The sequence below is a fragment of the Stenotrophomonas sp. 22DLJC03 genome (assembly GCF_056861405.1).
Window position 1 is genome coordinate 23,744 of record NZ_JBSPUG010000002.1, and the last position, 20,340, is coordinate 44,083.

The 20,340-nt window shown below is 66.7% G+C and carries 20 protein-coding genes; 18 read left to right on the forward strand and 2 right to left on the reverse strand.

Features of this window, described 5'->3' with window-relative positions:
* Positions 1-552 precede the first annotated feature (552 nt).
* Positions 553-2,616, reverse strand: a complete 2,064-nt coding sequence (locus tag AC13GA_RS05980; protein ID WP_482997705.1) for a 3-hydroxyacyl-CoA dehydrogenase NAD-binding domain-containing protein — start codon at positions 2,614-2,616, stop codon at positions 553-555.
* A gap of 234 nt (positions 2,617-2,850) precedes the next feature.
* Here AC13GA_RS05980 and rpoE point away from each other — a divergent pair, with 234 nt between their 5' ends.
* From rpoE to recO, 9 genes are all read left to right on the forward strand, one after another.
* Entirely contained in the window at positions 2,851-3,471 is a 621-nt protein-coding gene (gene rpoE, locus AC13GA_RS05985; RefSeq protein WP_006383094.1) for an RNA polymerase sigma factor RpoE, read from the forward strand.
* Positions 3,468-4,349, forward strand: coding sequence for a sigma-E factor negative regulatory protein (locus AC13GA_RS05990; RefSeq protein WP_046985801.1), 882 nt, complete (start codon positions 3,468-3,470; stop codon positions 4,347-4,349). Before rpoE ends, AC13GA_RS05990 begins: the two co-directional genes overlap by 4 nt.
* A gap of 74 nt (positions 4,350-4,423) precedes the next feature.
* A complete protein-coding gene (locus tag AC13GA_RS05995; protein WP_012511810.1) occupies positions 4,424-5,959 on the forward strand; it encodes a DegQ family serine endoprotease in 1,536 nt (511 codons plus the stop codon).
* 180 nt (positions 5,960-6,139) lie between these two features.
* On the forward strand, positions 6,140-7,933 hold the full coding sequence (gene lepA, locus AC13GA_RS06000) for a translation elongation factor 4 (protein WP_046985802.1): 1,794 nt from the start codon (positions 6,140-6,142) through the stop codon (positions 7,931-7,933).
* A gap of 54 nt (positions 7,934-7,987) precedes the next feature.
* Positions 7,988-8,782, forward strand: a complete 795-nt coding sequence (gene lepB / locus AC13GA_RS06005; RefSeq protein ID WP_006382890.1) for a signal peptidase I — start codon at positions 7,988-7,990, stop codon at positions 8,780-8,782.
* A gap of 52 nt (positions 8,783-8,834) precedes the next feature.
* Complete coding sequence (locus tag AC13GA_RS06010; protein ID WP_006382889.1) at positions 8,835-9,218, forward strand: DUF4845 domain-containing protein; 384 nt, start codon at positions 8,835-8,837, stop codon at positions 9,216-9,218.
* A complete protein-coding gene (gene rnc, locus AC13GA_RS06015; RefSeq protein ID WP_046985803.1) occupies positions 9,208-9,888 on the forward strand; it encodes a ribonuclease III in 681 nt (226 codons plus the stop codon). The genes AC13GA_RS06010 and rnc overlap by 11 nt, the downstream gene beginning before the upstream one ends.
* Positions 9,885-10,781, forward strand: a complete 897-nt coding sequence (gene era / locus AC13GA_RS06020; protein ID WP_006382863.1) for a GTPase Era — start codon at positions 9,885-9,887, stop codon at positions 10,779-10,781. The genes rnc and era overlap by 4 nt, the downstream gene beginning before the upstream one ends.
* 18 nt (positions 10,782-10,799) lie before the next feature.
* Entirely contained in the window at positions 10,800-11,519 is a 720-nt protein-coding gene (gene recO, locus AC13GA_RS06025) for a DNA repair protein RecO (protein WP_046985804.1), read from the forward strand.
* Between the two features lie 632 nt (positions 11,520-12,151).
* On the opposite strand, the gene AC13GA_RS06030 is transcribed toward recO, so the two are convergent.
* Entirely contained in the window at positions 12,152-12,880 is a 729-nt protein-coding gene (locus AC13GA_RS06030; RefSeq protein WP_046985822.1) for a response regulator, read from the reverse strand.
* Between the two features lie 127 nt (positions 12,881-13,007).
* On the opposite strand from AC13GA_RS06030, the gene rlmD reads away from it, so the two are divergent.
* From rlmD to AC13GA_RS06075, 9 genes are all read left to right on the forward strand, one after another.
* On the forward strand, positions 13,008-14,342 hold the full coding sequence (rlmD, locus tag AC13GA_RS06035) for a 23S rRNA (uracil(1939)-C(5))-methyltransferase RlmD (RefSeq protein WP_010482826.1): 1,335 nt from the start codon (positions 13,008-13,010) through the stop codon (positions 14,340-14,342).
* 33 nt (positions 14,343-14,375) lie between these two features.
* Positions 14,376-14,861, forward strand: coding sequence for a CYTH domain-containing protein (locus AC13GA_RS06040; RefSeq protein ID WP_482997706.1), 486 nt, complete (start codon positions 14,376-14,378; stop codon positions 14,859-14,861).
* A 112-nt stretch (positions 14,862-14,973) separates the two neighbouring features.
* On the forward strand, positions 14,974-15,669 hold the full coding sequence (locus tag AC13GA_RS06045; protein ID WP_482997707.1) for a DsbA family oxidoreductase: 696 nt from the start codon (positions 14,974-14,976) through the stop codon (positions 15,667-15,669).
* Between the two features lie 162 nt (positions 15,670-15,831).
* Entirely contained in the window at positions 15,832-16,839 is a 1,008-nt protein-coding gene (gene nagZ, locus AC13GA_RS06050) for a beta-N-acetylhexosaminidase (protein WP_046985806.1), read from the forward strand.
* The gene (locus tag AC13GA_RS06055; RefSeq protein WP_006382796.1) at positions 16,839-17,393 is read left to right on the forward strand and encodes a hypoxanthine-guanine phosphoribosyltransferase; all 555 of its coding nucleotides are present in this window, start codon (positions 16,839-16,841) and stop codon (positions 17,391-17,393) included. Before nagZ ends, AC13GA_RS06055 begins: the two co-directional genes overlap by 1 nt.
* 82 nt (positions 17,394-17,475) lie before the next feature.
* The gene (locus AC13GA_RS06060) at positions 17,476-18,222 is read left to right on the forward strand and encodes an S-methyl-5'-thioinosine phosphorylase (RefSeq protein ID WP_046985807.1); all 747 of its coding nucleotides are present in this window, start codon (positions 17,476-17,478) and stop codon (positions 18,220-18,222) included.
* Between the two features lie 88 nt (positions 18,223-18,310).
* Complete coding sequence (locus AC13GA_RS06065) at positions 18,311-18,517, forward strand: cold-shock protein (protein WP_005410590.1); 207 nt, start codon at positions 18,311-18,313, stop codon at positions 18,515-18,517.
* Between the two features lie 101 nt (positions 18,518-18,618).
* Positions 18,619-19,887 carry an FAD-dependent oxidoreductase gene (locus AC13GA_RS06070; protein ID WP_046985808.1) on the forward strand — a complete coding sequence of 423 codons (1,269 nt, stop codon included), beginning with the start codon at positions 18,619-18,621 and terminating at the stop codon, positions 19,885-19,887.
* Positions 19,888-20,069: 182 nt separating this feature from the next.
* Positions 20,070-20,339, forward strand: a complete 270-nt coding sequence (locus AC13GA_RS06075; RefSeq protein WP_046985809.1) for a hypothetical protein — start codon at positions 20,070-20,072, stop codon at positions 20,337-20,339.
* Position 20,340: the final 1 nt, after the last annotated feature.

Sequence of the window (20,340 nt, forward strand, 5' to 3'; positions counted from 1 at the left end):
AACAGGTTGTTCCAGCCAACGGCGCAGCCCCTCGTGGCTGTGGGTTGGTCGCTGAAGGCGGAAGCAAGATCAAAAGCCGCGCTTGGTCGGGCGGGTGGGTTGCGCAGGACACGCCGTAAACCCATCCATGGGGGCTCGATGGCGCCATCCATGGCGCCAACGGTCCTGCGCAACCCACCCGCCCAACCTCTGACAGTTTCCGTGTGCGTCCAGCCACGGAGAAGAAAAAAAGAAAATCAAAATCAAACGCCGATCGCTTCGCTCCTGGTGTCGACCAAGGTCGACACCCACCAGTTCGTAGTGATCCACACCGGAATCGAGATTCACCGACCGTCAACGGGAAACTGTCAGGGGTGGGGCGGTGTCGGGTTGCGGGGTGTCCGCGGCATGGATGCCGCGGCCAAGCCCCCAAGGACGGGTTTACGGCGTCCCCGCAACCCGACACCGCCCCGCCCAACAAACAGAAAAGCCAGAGCCGCTTTGGCTCTGGCTTCTGCTGTGGAACTTGACGTTGCCTCTGCGGGTGCCGGGCCGCAGGCCCGGCCGATAAACTCAAACCACCGGTTCGCGCAGGACGGGGTTGTCCCAGCCCGGGCGCGGGGCGAAACGGTCGCCGTGGCGCTGCTGCAGTGCCTTCAGCCGCTCGACGATCGCGTCGGCACCCACCGCGCGGATGTGCTGGATCGGACCGCCACGGAACGGTGCGAAGCCGGTGCCGAAGATCACGCCGGCATCCAGCAGGTCCGCATCAGCCACCACGCCTTCGTGCAGACAAGCCACGGCTTCGTTCAACAACGGCAGGATCAGGCGGTCCTCCAGATCGGCCGGCGCCTGGTAATCGCTGGCCACGTCCGGCTTTTTCGGCTTGCCGTTCTCCCAGGTGTAGATGCCCTGGCCATCCTTCTTGCCGCGCTTGTCCGGTTCCACCGTCTGCAGCGCGGCCGGGATCTGCAGGCCCAGGAACGGTGCCAGTTCGCGGCCAACGCCAGCGGCCACGTCCAGGCCCACGGTGTCGATCAGTTCGATCGGGCCCATCGGCATGCCGAATTTCACTGCGGCCTTGTCGATCACCGGGCCCGGGATGCCTTCGGCATAGGCGGTGGCGGCTTCCAGCATGTACGGGAACAGCACGCGGTTGACCAGGAAGCCCGGGCTGCCGGCCACCGGCACCGGGAACTTGCCCAGTGCCTTGCAGAACGCGGCCAGGCGACGCTCGGTCTCAGGCGCCATGCCGTCGTGGTGGATGATTTCCACCAGCGGCATCTGCGCCACCGGGTTGAAGTAGTGCAGGCCGGCGAACTGCGCCGGGCGCTGGATGTGGTCGCGCAGCTCCACCAGCGGAATCGACGAGGTGTTGGTGGTCAGCAGCGCGTCCAGCTTCATCTTCGGTTCCAGCGTCTGGTACAGCGCACGCTTGGCTTCGGGGTTCTCGATGATCGCTTCGATCACCAGGTCGGCCTCGGCCACGCCGTTGCCTTCCAGATCAGCCCGCAGGCGTGCGGCCACCGCCGGGCGCTTGCTTTCGTCGCGCACCTTCTTGGCGAACAGGGCCTGTGCGCGTTCCATTGCCGGGTCGATGAAGCGCTGCTCCCGGTCCTGCAGGGTGACCTCGAAGCCCTTGTAGGCAGCCCATGCAGCAATGTCGCCGCCCATCACGCCGGCGCCGACCACGTGCACGTGGCGGATGCCGGAGTCACCACCGCCCAGGCCCTTCAGGCGCTCGGTAAGGAAGAAAATGCGGATCAAGTTGCGTGCGGTCGGCGTGCTGGCCAGTTTCACCACGGCACGGCGTTCGGCATCCAGCCGCGCCTGTATCGGCTTGCCGCCGCTGCGCTGCCAGGTGCTGATCAACGCGTAGGGGGCCGGGTACTGGTCCCTCTTCGCCTTGCGTGCGACCTGCTTGACCATCTGCGGCGCCAGCAGCGTGCGCGCCAGCCAGGTGTTGGTGGCCCAGGCCGTCGCGCGCTGCTTGAACGGGCGGGTGGTGCCGGACAGCGCCAGCGCCACGGCGGTATCGAGTACCACCGCCGGTGCCACCACCTTGTCGACCAGGCCGATGCCACGCGCGGCCGAGGCCGACAGGGTGCGGCCGGTCAGCATCATGTCCATCGCCGCCGGGGCGCCGACCAGCTGCGGCAGGCGCGCGCTGCCGCCCCAGCCCGGGAAGATGCCCAGCTGGGTTTCCGGCAGGCCGATACGGGTCGAACTGTCATTCGAAGCCACACGGTAGCGGCAGGCCAGCGCCAGCTCGGTGCCGCCGCCCAGGCAGTGGCCATGGATCGCCGCCACGGTCGGGCAGGGCAGCTCGGCCAGCTTCTGGTAGGTGGACTGCCCGCGGCGGATGGCATCGTTGACGGTGCCGCGGCGGTCGAATTCCTGGAATTCCTTCAGGTCGGCACCGGCGATGAAACCGGCCTTCTTCAGCGACTGGATCACCACGCCCTTGGGCGGGTCCATGGCGATACGCTCAAGCAGGTCGCCCAGTTCCAGCAGCACGTCCTGCGACATTGCGTTGACGCTGCTGTCCTGACGATCCAGGGAGAGGACCACCACGCCGTCGTCGCGGATCTCGGGGAGCCAGTGGCTGAAGCGGAGACCATCGAAGCCTGAGAGCATGGACGTTCCATCCGGTTGTGTATGGAGAAGCGGCTATGATCCAGAGGTTGTTTCCCCCGCGTCAAATCCCAATAGCAGGGGGTGCAGCCCCCGGATCCAGAGCCTGGAACCGGGACGCTAACGGAACGGTGGTTAAAAGCTGGTGCGGCGCCAGGTGATCGGCGACTGAACTTTTCCCGGGATTGGCAGTCTCATTGCCCGACGTCGGTTGGGCTGACAGGAGTGCGGCCCCTCATGGCCGATGTTGATACACCTCAGGAGCTGGATCTGGAACTGGTCCGGCGCGTGCAGCACGGCGAGAGTGCCGCCTTCGATGTCCTGGTGCGCAAGTACCAGCATCGGGTCGTGGCCCTGGTCGGTCGCTACATCGCCGACTGGAGCGAATGTCAGGACGTCGCCCAGGACACTTTCATCCGTGCCTACCGCGCGATCGGAAGTTTCCGTGGCGATGCCCAGTTCTCAACCTGGTTGCATCGAATCGCCGTGAATACCGCCAAAAACTACCTGGCTTCACACAATCGCCGCCCGCCGACCGATGACATCGACATCGGCGACGCCGAGCAGTTCGACAGCGGGACGCGCCTGCGCGACACCGACACGCCCGAACGCGAGTTGATGCGCCAGGAGCTGGAACAGACGGTGATGAAGGCCGTCAACGCGCTGCCGGAAGAACTCCGGCTGGCGATCACCCTGCGCGAGGTGGAAGGACTGAGTTACGACGAAATCGCGCAGAAAATGGGGTGCCCGATCGGCACCGTGCGTTCACGGATCTTCCGGGCGCGCGAGGCGATCGACACCGAACTCCGGCCGCTGTTGGACATCGGCAGCGCCACCCGTGAGAAGAGCCGCGTATGACCAGTAATCCGTTCAACGAATCGCAGAACCATCAATCGCCTGCCGGGCAGCGCCTGGACCAGCGCCACCGCGAGCAGCTGTCGGCCTTGGTCGATGGCGAGCTGGGCGCCGATGAAGCGCGCTTCCTGCTGCGCCGCATGGAACATGACCCCGAACTGGCGGGCTGCCAGGAACGTTGGCAGCTGCTCGGCGACGTGATGCGCGGCCAGGCCTCGCTGCTGGCGCCTGCCGGCTTCGGAGCCGCTGTGGCCGCCGCCATCGCTGCCGAACCCGCGCCACAGGCCGAGCCGCGCCGCCAGGTGCGGCGTACCGGCTGGCGGGCCTGGGGCGGTGGTGCCGCACTGGCCGCCTCGGTGGCGGCCGTGGCCCTGTTCATGGGCGGCGAGAAGCTGCAGGAAGCCACGCCGGGCGAGCCGCTGGCGCCGCAGGTGATCGCCAGCCAGGCCGAGCTGGCGCCGGCACCGAGCAACCCGGCTCCGGTCACCGAAGCCTCGGTGGATACCGCAGCGATGGCCGTGGCTGCTGCCCCGGCGGTGGCGATGGCCGCTGCCGGCCGCCGCCAGGACACTCGCCGTGCCAGTGCGACCCGCAGCCAGCAGGCCGCGCGTGCCGCGCAGCGTGACGATGTACCGCAGCGTGCGGTGGCTGCCGCGCAGGCGCCGTTGACCCCGAGCGTGCCGGCCAACGCCAGCCGCAACCTGCCGTTCGGCGAGGTTGGTGGCCTGCAGGCACGACCGTGGCCGCGCTCCAGCCTGGCGCCCGCCGCCGGTGGCGCGCTCAATGCCAGCTTCCCGGCCCACGCCGGTGGCGCCGCGTTCTACCCGTTCGAGCCGCGCCTGCAGGATGACCTGCCGGTGCCGCCGCGCCCGCGCGACTGAGCCGGGCGCTTTCACGCCCCGCCGTCGGCGGGGCCCGTATTCCTCTTTCCATCCGACCCGGAGGTTGCCGTCCGATGACTCCCCGACTCCGCACGCAGGCCATTGGCCTGTTCGCCCTGACCCTGCCGCTGGTGGCCTGTGCCCAGCCAGCGCCGCCTGCCGCCCAGCCCCAGGCCGCCGCTGCGGCAGCCCCGCGCGCGCCGGCGCAGCCGCTGGTCAGCGGCCTGCCCGATTTCACCCACCTGGTCGAACAGGTCGGGCCGGGCGTGGTCAACGTCGACACCACCATCGTGCGCAACAACCGCCAGGCCTCGCGTGGCCCGATGGGCGGCGACGATGACATGCCGGAATTCTTCCGTCGCTTCTTCGGGCCTGACTTCCCGATGCCGGGGCAGGGGCCGGGCGGGCAGGACGGTGGCCCCAGCATCAAGGGCCGCGGCATGGGCTCGGGCTTCATCATTTCGCCCGACGGCTACGTGCTGACCAACTACCACGTGGTGGCTGACGCCAGCGAGGTGAAGGTCAAGCTGGGTGACAGCCGCGAATTCAACGCCAAAGTGGTGGGCAGCGACCAGCAGTACGACGTGGCCCTGCTGAAGATCGACGGCAAGAACCTGCCCACCGTGCGCGTGGGCGATTCCAATACCCTGAAGCCGGGCCAGTGGGTTGTCGCGATCGGCTCGCCGTTCGGCCTCGACCACTCGGTCACTGCCGGCATCGTCAGCGCGCTTGGCCGCAGCACCGGTGGCGCCGATCAGCGCTACGTGCCGTTCATCCAGACCGACGTGGCGATCAACCAGGGCAACTCCGGCGGCCCGCTGCTGAACACCCGTGGCGAAGTGGTCGGTATCAACTCGCAGATATTCTCCGCCTCGGGCGGCTACATGGGCATCAGCTTCGCAATTCCGATCGACCTGGCGATGAGCGCGGTCGAGCAGATCAAGAAGAGTGGCAAGGTCACCCGTGGCCAGCTGGGCGCGGTGGTTGAGCCGATCGATGCGCTGAAGGCGCAGGGCCTGGGCCTGCCGGACAGCCGCGGCGCGCTGGTCAACCAGATCGTGGCCGGCAGTGCCGCGGAAAAGGCCGGCGTGCAGATCGGCGACGTGGTGCGCTCGGTCAATGGCAGCCCGGTCAACAGCTGGTCGGACCTGCCGCCGCTGATCGGTGCGATGGCGCCGGGCAGCCGGGTCACGCTGGGCGTGATCCGCGACGGCAAGCCGCGTGACCTGAGCGCCACGCTGACCGCGCTGAGCGAAGACGGCCAGGGCAATGCCCGCACGGCCGCAGGACCGAAGCCCGATGCGGCCCCGCAGGCGGGTGCCAATGCACTGCTTGGCCTGGATGTCAGTGATCTGACCGCGCCGCAGCGCAAGCAGTTCGGCCTGGACGGCAACGAAGGTGTGCGCATCACCGGGGTCAAGGGCCAGGCGGCACGTGATGCGGGCCTGTCGCCGGGCATGGTGATCCTGCAGGTCGGCCGCACCACGGTCGGCAGCGTGGATGCCCTGAACCGCGCGCTGTCCAGCTACAAGAAGGACGATGTGGTGATGCTGCTGGTACGTACCGGCAACGGCAACAGTGCCTTCGTGGCGGTCAAGGCCGGCCAGTAAGGCCTGCCGGGGCCGCCCTGGCGGCCATTGCGACTCCCCCGAAGCCCCGCCCTGGCGGGGCTTCGGGCATTCCGGACCCGGCCCGATGAGGCCGTTTTCGCGGCCGGGCCCCGGGCGTGCGATAATCGACCGTTACCCTGACGACGCCGCGCGCCGCCGCCACCTATGTCTTCTGATTCGATGCGGAACATCCGCAACTTCTCCATCATCGCCCACGTCGACCACGGCAAGTCCACGCTGGCCGACCGCATCATCCAGCTCTGCGGCGGCCTCCAGGCCCGCGAGATGGAAGCGCAGGTGCTCGACTCCAACCCGATCGAGCGCGAGCGTGGCATCACCATCAAGGCACAGTCGGTGTCGCTGCCATACCTGGCCAAGGATGGGCAGACCTACCACCTGAATTTCATCGACACCCCGGGCCACGTCGACTTCTCCTATGAAGTCAGCCGCTCGCTGGCCGCCTGCGAAGGCGCGCTGCTGGTGGTCGACGCCGCCCAGGGCGTGGAAGCGCAATCGGTGGCCAACTGCTACACCGCCGTCGAGCAGGGCCTGGAAGTGGTGCCGGTGATCAACAAGATCGACCTGCCCACCGCCGACATCGAGCGCGCCAAGGCCGAGATCGAGGCCGTGATCGGCATCGATGCCGCCGACGCCGTGCCGGTCAGCGCCAAGACCGGCCTGAACGTGCAGGACGTGCTGGAAGCCATCGTGCACCGCATCCCGCCGCCAAAGCCGCGTGACACTGACAAGCTGCAGGCGCTGATCATCGACTCCTGGTTCGACAATTACCTGGGCGTGGTCTCGCTGGTGCGCGTGATGCAGGGTGAGATCAAGGCCGGTGACAAGCTGCAGGTGATGTCCACCGGCCGCAACCACCAGGTCGACAACGTCGGTGTGTTCACCCCGAAGCGCAAGGTGCTGCCGGCGCTGCGCGCCGGTGAAGTGGGTTGGGTCACCGCCAGCATCAAGGACGTGCATGGTGCGCCGGTCGGTGACACCCTGACCCTGGCCGCCGACCCGGCGCCGAAGCCGCTGCCGGGTTTCCAGGAAATGCAGCCGCGCGTGTTCGCCGGCCTGTTCCCGGTCGATGCCGAAGACTACCCGGACCTGCGCGAAGCGCTGGACAAGCTGCGCCTGAACGATGCTGCGCTGCGCTTCGAGCCGGAAAGCTCCGAAGCAATGGGCTTCGGTTTCCGTTGCGGCTTCCTCGGCATGCTGCACATGGAGATCGTGCAGGAGCGCCTGGAGCGCGAGTACAACCTGGACCTGATCAGCACCGCGCCGACGGTGGTGTACGAGGTACTGAAGACCGACGGCACCATCATCAACATGGACAACCCGGCCAAGCTGCCGCCGGTGAACCATGTCGAGGAGATCCGCGAGCCGATCATCCGCGCCAACGTGCTCACCCCCGAGGAGTACATCGGCAACATCATCAAGCTGTGCGAAGAAAAGCGTGGCAGCCAGATCGGCATCAACTACCTGGGCAGCCAGGTGCAGATCAGCTATGAGCTGCCGATGGCCGAAGTGGTGCTGGACTTCTTCGACAAGCTGAAGTCGGTCAGCCGCGGCTATGCGTCGCTGGACTATCACTTCGTGCGCTTCGATGCCGGCCCGTTCGTGCGCGTGGACGTGCTGATCAACGGTGACAAGGTCGATGCGCTGTCGCTGATCGTGCACCGCAGTCACGCCGACCGCCGCGGCCGCGAGCTGTGCGAGAAGATGAAGGACCTGATCCCGCGCCAGCAGTTCGACGTGGCCATCCAGGCTGCCGTCGGCTCGCAGATCATCGCCCGTACCACGGTCAAGGCCATGCGCAAGAACGTGCTGGCCAAGTGCTATGGTGGCGACGTTTCGCGCAAGAAGAAGCTTCTGGAAAAGCAGAAGGAAGGCAAGAAGCGCATGAAGCAGGTCGGCCGTGTGGAGATCCCGCAGGAAGCGTTCCTGGCCGTGCTGCAGATGGACAACAAGTAAGCCCGCACCGGCCCTGCGGGGCCGGTCGTCTGGTGACGTTGCAAAGGACCCTGAATGAAACTGTTTGAGATCCTCCTGGTCGTGCTGACCCTGTCCTCGGGCCTGATCCTGCTCGCGGACAAGCTGTATCTCGCCAAGCGCCGCGCCCAGCGCGCGGGCCTGCTCGATTCCGAGCCGGTGCTGGTGGACTACTCGCGCGCGTTCTTCCCGGTGCTGGCGATCGTGCTGATCGTGCGCAGCTTCATCGCCGAGCCGTACAAGATTCCGTCCAGCTCGATGATGCCGAACCTGCTGATCGGCGACTTCATCCTGGTCAACAAGTTCTCCTATGGCCTGCGCCTGCCGATCAGCAACACCAAGTTCGTGCCGGTCGGTGAACCGTCGCGCGGTGACGTGGTGGTGTTCCACTTCCCGGGCCACAGCGACCAGGATCCGGCCAAGGGCGAGAACTTCATCAAGCGCGTGATCGGCGTGCCGGGCGACACCGTGGTCTTCGAAGGCGACGGCGTGATCCTCAACGGCGAGCCGCTGAAGTACGACAACAAGGGTATCTACGCCGGCCACAAGGGCCAGGGCGAAGGTGCCAACCTGCTGGTCGAGCACCTCCCGGGCCGTACCCATACCGTGCTGGAGACCGACTATCCGCGCGGCCAGGGCCAGTGGACCGTGCCTGCCGGCAAGTACCTGGTGATGGGCGACAACCGCGACAACAGCGACGATGGTCGTTTCTGGGGCCTGCTGCCGGAAGAGAACCTGCGCGGCAAGGCATTCCTGATCTGGCTCAACTGCCAGGGCTGGTTCTGCAAGGATGGCTTCGAGCCGTCGCGGATCGGTTCGAGCATCAACTGATCGGGCATCAACTGAGTATTTTCACATCCAACGCGTATCTGGGGAGAACGCAATGAAGACGATGAACACGCAGCGTGGCATGACCCTGACCTCGTTCCTGGCGGTCCTGATCGTGGTCGGTTTCTTCCTCTACATCGGCATGAAACTGTTCCCGATGTACCAGGAGTACTACGCGGTGCGCTCGGCGATGAAGAGCCTGGCCAACGAGCCGGGCGTGGGCAGCATGGAGCCGTCGCGGATCCAGGACCTGTTCTTCAAGCGCCTGTACATCAACTACTCGGACAACGTGAAGCCGGCCAACGTCAAGTTTGATCGTCGCGACAATGGCTGGACCCTCAAGGTCAACTACGAAGTGCGCCGGCCGCTGGTCGGCAACCTCGATGTGGTTGGCAAATTCGATTCTTCCCAGGACCTGACACGAAGCGGTGCCCAGTAAATTCATCCAACGTGGCGACCTGATCGGTCATGCCTTCAGCGATCCGGCCCTGCTCAAGCAGGCGCTGACGCATCGCAGTGCCGGTGCGCCGCACAACGAGCGCCTGGAGTTCCTCGGCGACAGCATCGTCAACATGATGGCGGCCGAGGCGTTGTACCAGCGCTGGCCCAAGGCTGACGAAGGCGCGATGACCCGTGCCCGTGCCGAGCTGGTGCGTGAAGGCGCGCTGGCGGTGATCGGGCGCACCCTGGAACTGGGCGAACGGCTGACCCTGGGGCCGGGCGAAATGAAGTCCGGCGGTCATCGTCGCGACTCGATCCTGGCCGACGCGGTGGAAGCCGTGGTGGCCGCGATCTACCTGGATGCTGGCTTCGAGGCCTGCCGGGCAGTGGTACTGCCCTGGTTCAGCGCTTCGATCGAGGCATTGCCGGCCTCCGGCCGGCCCGAGAAGGACCCCAAGACCCGCCTGCAGGAATGGCTGCAGGCCCGACAGAAGGCGTTGCCGCAGTATGAACTGGTGTCAGAATCCGGTGACGACCATGCCAAACACTTCCGGGTACGCTGCATCGTAGCCGACCCGGCCGCCAGCACCGAGGGCGAAGGCGCCTCGCGGCGGCTTGCCGAACAACAGGCGGCTGCGGCCGTCCTAGAACAACTGGATTCCAAGTGAGCGAACAAACTCCCCATCATTGCGGCAGCGTGGCCGTCATCGGCCGCCCGAACGTGGGCAAGTCGACCCTGACCAATGCCCTGGTCGGCGCCAAGGTCAGCATCGTCTCCAACCGTCCGCAGACCACGCGCCATCGCCTGCTGGGCATCGCCACCTATCCGGAAGGCCAGCTGGTGCTGGTCGACACCCCCGGCCTGCACAAGGTGCAGAAGCGGGCGATGAACCGGGTGATGAACCGCGCCGCGCGCGGCTCGCTGGAAGGCGTCGACGCCGGCCTGCTGGTGATCGAAGCGGGTCGTTGGGACGAAGAAGACAGTCTGGCCTTCAATGTGCTGCGCGACGCCGGCATCCCGGTGGTGCTGGTGGTCAACAAGATCGACCGGCTGAAGGACAAGGGGGCGCTGCTGCCGTTCCTGCAGGAAGTCACGGCCGGCCGCGATTTCTCGTCCGTGCATCCGATCTCGGCGCAGAAGCGCAACGGCCTGGAAGCCCTGGTGCGCGACGTGCTGGCACTGCTGCCGGAAGCGCCGCCGATGTTCGGCGAAGACGAGATCACCGATCGCAGCCAGCGCTTCCTGGCCGGCGAGCTGGTGCGTGAACAGTTGATGCGCCAGTTGGGCGAAGAGCTGCCGTATGCCACCACCGTGGAAATCGAACGCTTCACCGAAGATGGCAACCTGCTGCGCATCGGTGCGGTGATCTGGGTCGAGCGCGAGGGCCAGAAGGCCATCGTGATTGGCAAGGGTGGTACCCGCCTGAAGGAGATCGGGGCCAAGTCCCGCCTGCAGATGGAGCGTCTGTTCGGGGCCAAGGTGTTCCTGGAAACCTGGGTACGCGTGCGTGAAGGCTGGTCCGACGACGAGGCCGCACTGAAGGCCTTCGGTTACGAGTAACCCGGAACGGTCGCTTCGATGCTGATCGAGGACGATACCGGCTTCGTGCTGCATGCACGGGCCTACCGTGAGACCAGCCTGCTGGTCGAGGTATTGAGCGCGCAGCATGGCCGCATCGGCCTGCTCGCGCGCGGTGTGTCCACTGCCAAGGGCCAGGTGCTGCGCGCCGCCCTGCAACCACTGCAGTGGATCCGCTTCAGCGCATTGCAGCGCGGTGAGTTGGCCCAGCTGCGTGGCGCCGAGGCGCTGGACGCGGCACCGCGTCTGGTTGGCCAGGCGATGCTGGCCGGCTTCTACCTGAGTGAGCTGACCCTGCGCCTGGCCCCGCGCCAGGACCCGCTGCCGGAACTGTACCTGGCCTACGGCGAAGCGCGTGCGCGACTGGGAGTGGGGGCGGGCCTGGCCTGGACTCTGCGCCGGTTCGAACGCGAGCTGCTGACCGCGCTGGGCCTGGGTTTTGAGCTGGACAGTGCCAGCGACGGTCAGCCGATCGACCCGGCCGCGCGCTATGAACTGGACCCACAGGAAGGCGCGCAGCGCCTGCTGAGCGAGCGCGGTGGCGAACGCCGCGCAGCCGCGACCGGCTCGGCGCTGCTGGCGCTGGCCGCCGATGAAGAGCCTGATGCCGCCGACCTGGCGAGCCTGCGCCTGCCGATGCGGCGGGTGCTGGCCCATCACCTCGGGCCGCGGGGACTGAAGTCCTGGGAAATGCTCGAGCAGCTCGCTCCCAGGCGTTGAGGGGTGTTTGGCAGGGCTTGCAGCCCTGCACCTGCCGAGGCCAAGGCCAAGGCACGAGCCAGAGCAACAGCAACAGCGTGCATTCCGTGGGATGGCGGGGTGGGTCCGGTTGCGGGAGACGCCGTGAACCCCGCTCCGCGGTCCGGCCCAGCCGCTGGCGGCTGTGCGTTCGGGCGCTTGCGAAGCAGTGCTTCGCAAGCAAAGCACCCTCACCCTTGGGGGCTTGGCCGCGGCATCCATGCCGCGGACACTCCCGCAACCGGACCCACTCCGCCTTCGACAGATTCCCGCGATCTGTCGGAATGGCATGGGGTCAGATCCGTTTTCCGAAGGAAAACGGATCTGACCCCAGTTTGAATTTCGATATCTGACAGAAATTCATCCACGCACGGTGTGGATCTACCAGCCGTCACCGGAAATTTGTCGGGGGGGGGGGGCGGTGTGGGTTGGCAGGACCGTTGGCGCCATGGATGGCGCCATCGAGCCCCCATGGACGGGTTTACGGCGTGTCCTGCCAACCCACACCGCCCCGCCCAACAAGCAGAAAGCCAGAGCCGCTCTGGCTCTGGCCTTTGACGTTGCCCTGGCTTGAAGCTTCGGCAGGTGCAGGGCGCAGCCCTGCCGAGCGACCCTCAATGCAGCAGGGCAGCTACCGCGTCGCGGAACCCCGCCTGGGCCTGCCCGGACTCCGGCGCATGATGCAACTGGCGCACCGCACGGGCCAGGCGTGCCGCGCCCACGAAGCCGCAGCTTGCCTGCAACCGGTGCAATTGGCTGCGCAGCTGGCGCTCGTCGTGCTGGTCCACCGCCTGCTCGACCGCATCCCGCACGCCCGGCAATTCGGCCAGGAACAACTCGCGCAGGGCGATCAAATGGTTGCGCTGGCCATTGAGCGCGGCCAGCGCCGCCGTCTCATCCCAGTCCTGGACCTGCAGCTCGACCGCCGCCGGCACCTGTGCCATGACGATCCCGGCGGGGCTGTTGACCAGGGCGCGGCGCACGGCCTTCAGCAACTGGTCGCGGCCCAGTGGCTTGACCAGGGTGTCGCTGAACCCGGCCTCGCGCAGGCGGGCATGAATGGAGGTATCACCGTCGGCGGTATGCGCCAACGCCGGCGTATCGGGGTGTGAACGGCGCAGTTCGCGCAACAGCTGCGCACCGTTGCCGTCAGGCAGGTTGACGTCGATCAGCCACAGGTCATGCGCGCCGGGCTCGGCGCTGGCCAGGGCACTGGCCAACGAGTCTGCGGTGTCCACGTCCGCCGGTAACGTTTCCAACGCCGCTTTGAAAAAACCGCGGCTGATGATGTCGTCCTCGACAAGCAGGAAGCGGGGCCGGCTGGCCCGCGGGGTCATCTGCATCAGGGCTGCCTCCATGTCAGCTGCTGTAATCATCAAGCACGGCGGCGGCGGGCGCAAGCGGGTCCGGACCCTGCCGGTCAGGATCTGCGACAATACGCGCCCATTTTTGCCCGCAGCCTGTCGCCACGTGGCCCGATCCCGTTCCCGCATCGACCGTACCCCGTTCCAGACCGAAATCCTCGACCTCAGCCATGATGGTCGCGGCGTCGCCCGCCGTGAAGGCGAGGGTGGCAAGGTCACCTTCGTCAGCGGCGCCCTGCCGGGTGAGGTGGTCATGGCTGAACAGACCGCCCGCAGCCGCCATTTCGACGAAGCGCGTACGGTGGAAGTGCTGAAGGCCTCGCCGCAGCGCGTCACCCCGAAGTGTCCGCACTTCGGCACCTGCGCTGGCTGCGTGCTGCAGCACCTGGACGAAGACCAGCAGATCGTCGCCAAGCAGCGCGTGCTGATGGACAACCTGGAGCGGATCGGCCATGTGAAGCCGGGCACCGTGCTGGCGCCGCTGGTCGGCGAGAGCTGGGGCTACCGCCGCAAGGGCCGCTTCTCGGTGCGCCGGGTCGAGAAGAAGGACAAGACCCTGGTCGGCTTCCGTGAACAGGATCCGCGCTTCGTTGCCGATCTCAGCCAGTGCCTGACCGTGATCCCGGAAATCGGTACCAAGGTCGAGGCATTGTCGACCTTCATCGAGTCGCTCGATGGCAAGCGCGACATCCCGCAGATCGAATTCATCGCCGGTGACCAGGCCGTGGTGCTGACCGTGCGCCACCTGCAGCCCTTGAGCGATGCCGACCGTGCTGCCTGGGCCGCCTTTGGCCAGCAGCATGGCTTTGTGATCTACCTGCAGTCCGGTGGCGTGGATACCGTGCAGCCGCTGGACGGGCAGGGCGTGCCGCTGTCGTTCCGGCTGGCGCCGTGGGACGTGGAGCTGGCGTTCCGTCCGCTGGACTTCATCCAGGTCAACGCCAAGCTCAACGAGAAGATGATCGCCCATGCCCTCGACCTGCTGGAGCCCGGCGAGGATGAGCGCGTGCTGGACCTGTTCTGCGGCCTGGGCAATTTCACCCTGCCGCTGGCCCGCCGCGTGCGCGAAGTGGTGGGTGTCGAAGGCGATGCCGGCCTTGTCGCCCGCGCCCGTGAGAATGCCGAACGCAACGGCCTGGCCAATGCCCAGTTCTTCAGCGCTGATCTGACCCAGGACCAGCGCAGCACGCCGTGGATGCGCCAGGGCTTCGACAAGCTGCTGCTGGATCCGCCGCGTTCGGGCGCGATCGAAGTGCTGCAGCAGCTGCCGTTGAAGCAGTTCAAGCGCATCGTCTATGTCAGCTGCCACCCGGGCTCGCTGGCACGCGATGCCGGCTACCTGGTCAACGAGCAGGGCTTCACCCTGGTCAGCGCCGGCGCCATGGACATGTTCCCGCATACCGCGCACGTGGAAAGCATCGCGGTGTTCGAGAAGCGCTGAACGGCTGTCATCCCCATCGCGCATAATGGCGCGATGGGCATCGAAATCGAACGCAAATTCCTCGTCAGCAGCGAGGGCTGGCGCGCCGCCGCGCACCGGGTCATCCCGATGGCGCAGGGGTACATCAACGACCTGGGCGCGCTCGATCGCGGCACACAGAACGCCTCGGTGCGCGTGCGCATCGAAGGCGACCATGCCGCGCTGAACCTGAAGTCGCGCACCATCGGCCACACCCGCCAGGAGTTCGACTATCCGATCCCGGTGGACGATGCCCGCGCACTGCTGGCGCTGTGCGTGGGTCGCCTGATCGACAAGCGCCGCCATCTGGTCGAATACGCCGGCCTGACCTGGGAAGTGGACGAGTTCCTCGGCGACAACGCCGGCCTGGTGGTGGCTGAGGTTGAGCTGGACAGCGCTGACCAGGCTATCGACCTGCCGGACTGGGTTGGTAACGAAGTCACCGACGACGCCCGCTACTACAACGTCGCACTCGCCAACCACCCCTATTCACAGTGGTGAACCCTGAAAAGGGGACGGAGGGGATTAAGCCGCCTTTACCCCATCTGTGCGGAAAGCGACTTAATCCCCTCCGTCCCCTTTTATCGAGGGTGTCGGCCCCCATGTGGAAAGGATGAGAATCGACATCTACTCCGACGTGGTCTGCCCGTGGTGCTGGATTGGCAAGCATCGTTTCCAGCATGGTGTGCAGTTGCTGGGCGCGGACGCGCCTGAACTCGACATCCATTGGCGGCCGTTCCAGCTGGACCCGGACGCGGACGCCACCCCGGTCCCGCTGCGCGAGGCCTACGTGCGCAAGTTCGGTGGCGTCGAGCGCACCGAGCAGATCCTCGGCCAGACCCAGACCACTGCGCGTGCAGAAGGCCTGCCGATGGATTTCGGCCAGGGCCAGGTGCGGGTGACCACGCTGCCGGCGCACCGGGTGCTGTGGCTGGCCGGCCAGCACGGCGTGCAGGATGCGGTCGGCGAAGCGCTGTTCCGCGCCCACTTCGAGCATGGCCAGAACCTGGCGGACCCCTCGGTGCTGATCAAGGCCGGCGTGGCTGGCGGCCTCGACGCTGGTGAAATCGCGCAGATGCTGGCCTCCGACCGCGGCCTGGCCGAGGTCGAAGCCAAGCTGGCGCAGGCCCATGCGCTGGGCATTTCCTCGGTGCCGACCTTCGTCATCGATGGAAAGTGGGCCATTTCCGGGGCACAGCCGCCGGAGGCCTTCGCCAACGCGCTGCGCCAGATCGCTGCCGAACAGGGCGCTCCGGCAGCTTCGGCTGACGGAGACGAGGCCTGCGGCCCGGACGGCTGCAAGGTCTGAGCGCACCCCAAAAGGGGACGGAGGGAATTAAGACGTATCCAGCCCGTAGGGGCCGATTGCGACTTAATCCCCTCCGTCCCCTTTTCTGACCACTGCGCCTGTCGGCCGGTTCTGCGACAATGCGGCACTGCGCCATGCGGGCGCGCGTTGTGGAGATCGACCATGCTGCTGATCGGCGTTGCCGGCACCGAACTGACTGCCCAGGAGCGTGACTGGCTGCAGCACGATGCCGTGGCCGGGGTGGTGCTGTTCAAGCGCAACTTCGCCTCGCGCCAGCAGGTGACCGATCTGAGCGCGGCGATCCGTGCCGCCGCCCCGCGCCCGCAGCTGATCTGCGTGGACCAGGAAGGCGGCCGTGTGCAGCGTTTCCGCGAAGGCTACAGCGAGCTGCCGCCGCTGCAGGACATCGGTGCGCTGTACGCCACCGATCCGCAGCAGGCGCTGGCCCTGGCCGAACAGCATGCCTGGCTGATGGCCAGCGAAGTGCGTGCCAGCGGCCTGGACCTCAGCTTTGCGCCGGTGGTCGACCTTGGTCGTGGCAACCGCGCCATCGGCAACCGTGCCTTCAGTGAAGACCCGCACGTGGTGGCGGCGTTCACCGCAGCGTACGTGCGTGGCATGCACGCGGTCGGCATGGCCGCCACGCTCAAGCATTTCCCCGGCCACGGCACCGTGCTGGAAGATACCCACGTCGATACCGCGATCGATCCGCGCGCGCTGGACGAGCTGCGCGCGCAGGACCTGGTGCCGTTCCAGGCCGGCATCGCCGCAGGCGCTGACGCGGTGATGATGGCGCACGTGATCTATCCGCAGGTGGCACCGGAACCCGCTGGCTACTCGCCGCGTTGGATCCAGGACATCCTGCGTGGCGAGCTCGGCTTCCGCGGCGTAGTGTTCTCCGACGACATCGGCATGGCCGCTTCGCACAGTGCCGGTGGTGTGCCGGCACGCGTGCATGCGCACCTGGATGCCGGCTGCGACGTGGTGCTGGTCTGCCATCCGGAACTGGTCGATGAAGCCCTGCATGCGGTGCAGGGACGCTCCCTGAATACTGCTGCGCTGCTGGGCCTGCTCGGTCGCGGCGCGCTTGGTTGGGACGGCCTGTTGGCCGATGCCCGCCATGGTGACACCCAATCCCATTTGCTTGAAACCCTTGGAAGAACCGTCTGATGCCCAACCTCACCATTTCCCAGGCCCTGGCCCAGGCTGACCTGCTGGTCGACCGCCCCACCATCGACAAGGCCATCGCTGGTATCGCCGACGCCATCGCGCGCGATTACAAGGGCGAGGTGCCGCTGTTCCTGTCCATCATGCACGGCGCGCTGCCGTTTGCCGGCCAGCTGGCGCTGGAACTGGGCGCGCGCGGCCAGGACGTGCAGTTTGATTACCTGCACGCGACCCGCTACCGCGGTGAAACCACTGGCGGCGACCTGGTATGGAAGCACAAGCCGGCCACCTCGCTGTTCGGCCGCCGCGTGTTGCTGGTCGACGACATCCTCGACGAAGGCTACACCCTGCAGGGCGTGCGTACCTGGTGCCTGGAGCAGGGCGCGACCGACGTGCGCATCGCCGCGATGACTGTGAAGCAGCATGACCGCGCGCTGCCGGACGTGGTTGCCGACTACGCCGGTATCGAACTGCCGGACCGCTACGTGTTCGGCTTCGGCATGGACGTCAACGAAACCCTGCGCTGCGTGCCGGCCATCTACGCGATGAAGGAATAACGGCGCAGCCGCCCACGGCGTGTCTTCTTCCACCGCCGGCATCCTCGGGTGCCGGCGTTCGTCTTTTCATGGAGTGCTTCGAATGCAACAGATCGCCCTGGCCGTGATCGGCGGTACCGGTGTCTACAACCTGGCCAAGCTCGACGACGTGCAGACCCATGAGGTCGACACGCGTTTCGGTCGTCCCTCCGGCCCTGTACGCGTGGGCACGCTGCTCGGCCATCGCGTAGCGTTCCTGGCACGGCATGGCGAGGGCCATTCGCTGCCGCCGCACAAGATCAACTATCGCGCCAACCTGGCCGCATTGCAGCAGATCGGTGCGCAGCGGGTGCTTGCGTTGAACACGGTGGGTGGCATCGGCGACGACTTCGGTCCGCGCGTGCTGGCTTGCCCGGACCAGATCATCGACTACACCTGGGGCCGCATCAGCACCCTCTGTGAAGAAGAGGGCAGCGACGTGCTCCACGTCGATTTCGGCCATCCGTACACGCCGATGCTGCGCAGCAAGATCCTGGCGGCGGCCAAAGTGACCGGTGTCACGGTCCATGACGGTGGCTGCTACGGCGCGACGCAGGGCCCGCGCCTGGAAACCATCGCCGAAATCGCCCGCATGCGCCGCGATGGCTGCGACCTGGTGGGCATGACCGGTATGCCGGAAGCCGCGCTGGCACGGGAGCTGGGGCTTGATTACGCCTGCCTGGCGATCATCGCCAACTGGGCTGCCGGCTGTGGGGACGGCGAGGAGATCACGATGGCCGAAGTGCTGGCCAACGTGCAGGCGGCCAGCAACGGACTTCCGGAACTGGTGGGCGAATTGGCACGGGGGTGATTGTCTTCGCTGAGCAAGCTTTGCATACTCAGCTTGTGCGCGGGTTCAGCGTACACCACCCATTCATTGCATAAGGTCTCGCATCACCATGCCGAACGGTACCGTCAAGTGGTTCAACGACGCCAAGGGATTTGGCTTCATCTCGCCGGAGGATGGCAGCGCCGACGTGTTCGCGCACTTCTCCGCCATCAACTCCAAGGGCTTCCGCAGCCTGCAGGAAGGCCAGCGTGTCACCTATGACGTGACCCAGGGCCCGAAGGGTGCCCAGGCTTCGAACATCACGCCGGCCGAGTGATCCACTCGACAGTGCGTTGAAAACCCCGCTTCGGCGGGGTTTTTTTTGCATTGCCGCCTGCGACCCGTTCGCCATCGGCCCGGCTCGGGCACAATGCGGGCATGACGGAACGACTGCGCATCGCCGTGATTGGTTACGGCACCGCTGGCCAGGCATTGGCCATCCTGCTCACCCGTGACGGCCACGAGGTGGAGATCTTCGAGCGTGTGCCCACGCCCGGGCCGGTCGGGGCCGGCTTCCTGCTGCAGCCCAGCGGCCTGCAGGTGCTGTGGCAGATGGGCCTGCTCGAGGCCGTGCGTGCGCATGCCGCACCGGTACATCGCCTGTATGGCGATACGCCCTGCGAGCGTGCGGTGATGGACATGCGCTACGACGGCCTGGACGCGCGCCTGCATGGCCTGGGGATGCAGCGCGGGGCATTGTTCTCGCTGCTGGATGAAGCCCGCGCCGGCGCGGGCCAGTTGCATGCCGGAACGACCATCGTCGAGGTGGATGCCGAGCACGGCCGCCTGCGCGACAGCGAAGGGCGTCAGCACGGCCCGTTCGATCTGGTCATCGCTGCCGATGGCGCAGCGTCTTCGCTGCGCGGCACCATCGAGGGGGGCGCCGGGCTGGATCGTGTGTATCCGTGGGGCGCGCTGTGGTGCCTGTTGCCGGCCGAAGATTGGCCGCATCTACAGGAGCTGCGCCAGCGCTATGTGGCTGCGCGCAAGATGATCGGGCTGCTGCCGGTGGGTACCCGCCCGGGCGACGACACGCCGCGACTGAGCTTTTTCTGGAGCCTGCCACGCGCCGACTTCGAACGCTGGCAGGCCGATGGCATGGCCCCCTGGCTGGATGAACTGCACACGCTGTGGCCGCAGGCCAGTGCGCGCTTCGCGCATCTGCAGGGCGCCGGACAGCTGGCGCGCGCGGTCTATCGCGATGCGGTGATGACGCGCTGGCATCACGGCCGGATGGTGCTGGCCGGTGACGCCGCGCATGCGATGAGCCCGCAACTGGGGCAGGGCGTGAACATGGCGCTGCTGGATGCGTTGGCGCTGCGTGATGCGCTGCGCGCGCACGGCGGCGGTGCGATCGCGCTGCAGGCCTACCAGGCGCAGCGGCGTGCGCACGTGGCCGTATACCAGCGCTGGAGCCGCTGGCTGACGCCGCTGTTCCAATCCGATCGTGATGTGTGGGCGAAGGCACGCGACGTGCTGCTGGGACCGATGGGGCGCCTGCCCGGTGGCCGTGGGCACATGCTGCGTGTGCTCAGCGGCACCCAGCACGGCTGGTTCGGCTCGCTGGCACTCGATCCCGCCTTCATCGATGCACTGGCCGATGTTGCCGAGCCACACCGCATCAGCACGGCAAAAGCACTCGCGTGAAGCCGCGTCGTCACGTGAATTAACGGTTGCCTCACTGCGGATATGCGACAAGAAGGGAGCACGCAAACGTCGCGTCGCCCGTTTTCCTTTCCGTGATCAACATCGCGCGTGGCCCGGGCGGTCCTGCCGTTGCAGCCTGTTGCGGCCCGGATGTGCCGCCCGATGTTGAAGAGGAGGACGCCATGTTGTTCGCGGTCGAAGAGCTGGAATCGGAAATCTGCAAGCTGCGCGGTCTGCTGCAGATGCTGCACGAGGACCAGCCCGACGTACTGGAGGACGTGTTCGAGTTCCATGTCGGCAGCCTGATCAGCCACGCATCGCAGGAGCATCACGCGCGTATCCGCGCCTGTGCGCAGGAGATGCTTGCGGCGATCCGGGCACTGCCGCGGCGGCGTGACGATGACACGCCGGATTTCCGCGTGATGCCGGAGCTGGACATCCGCCCGGCCTGAG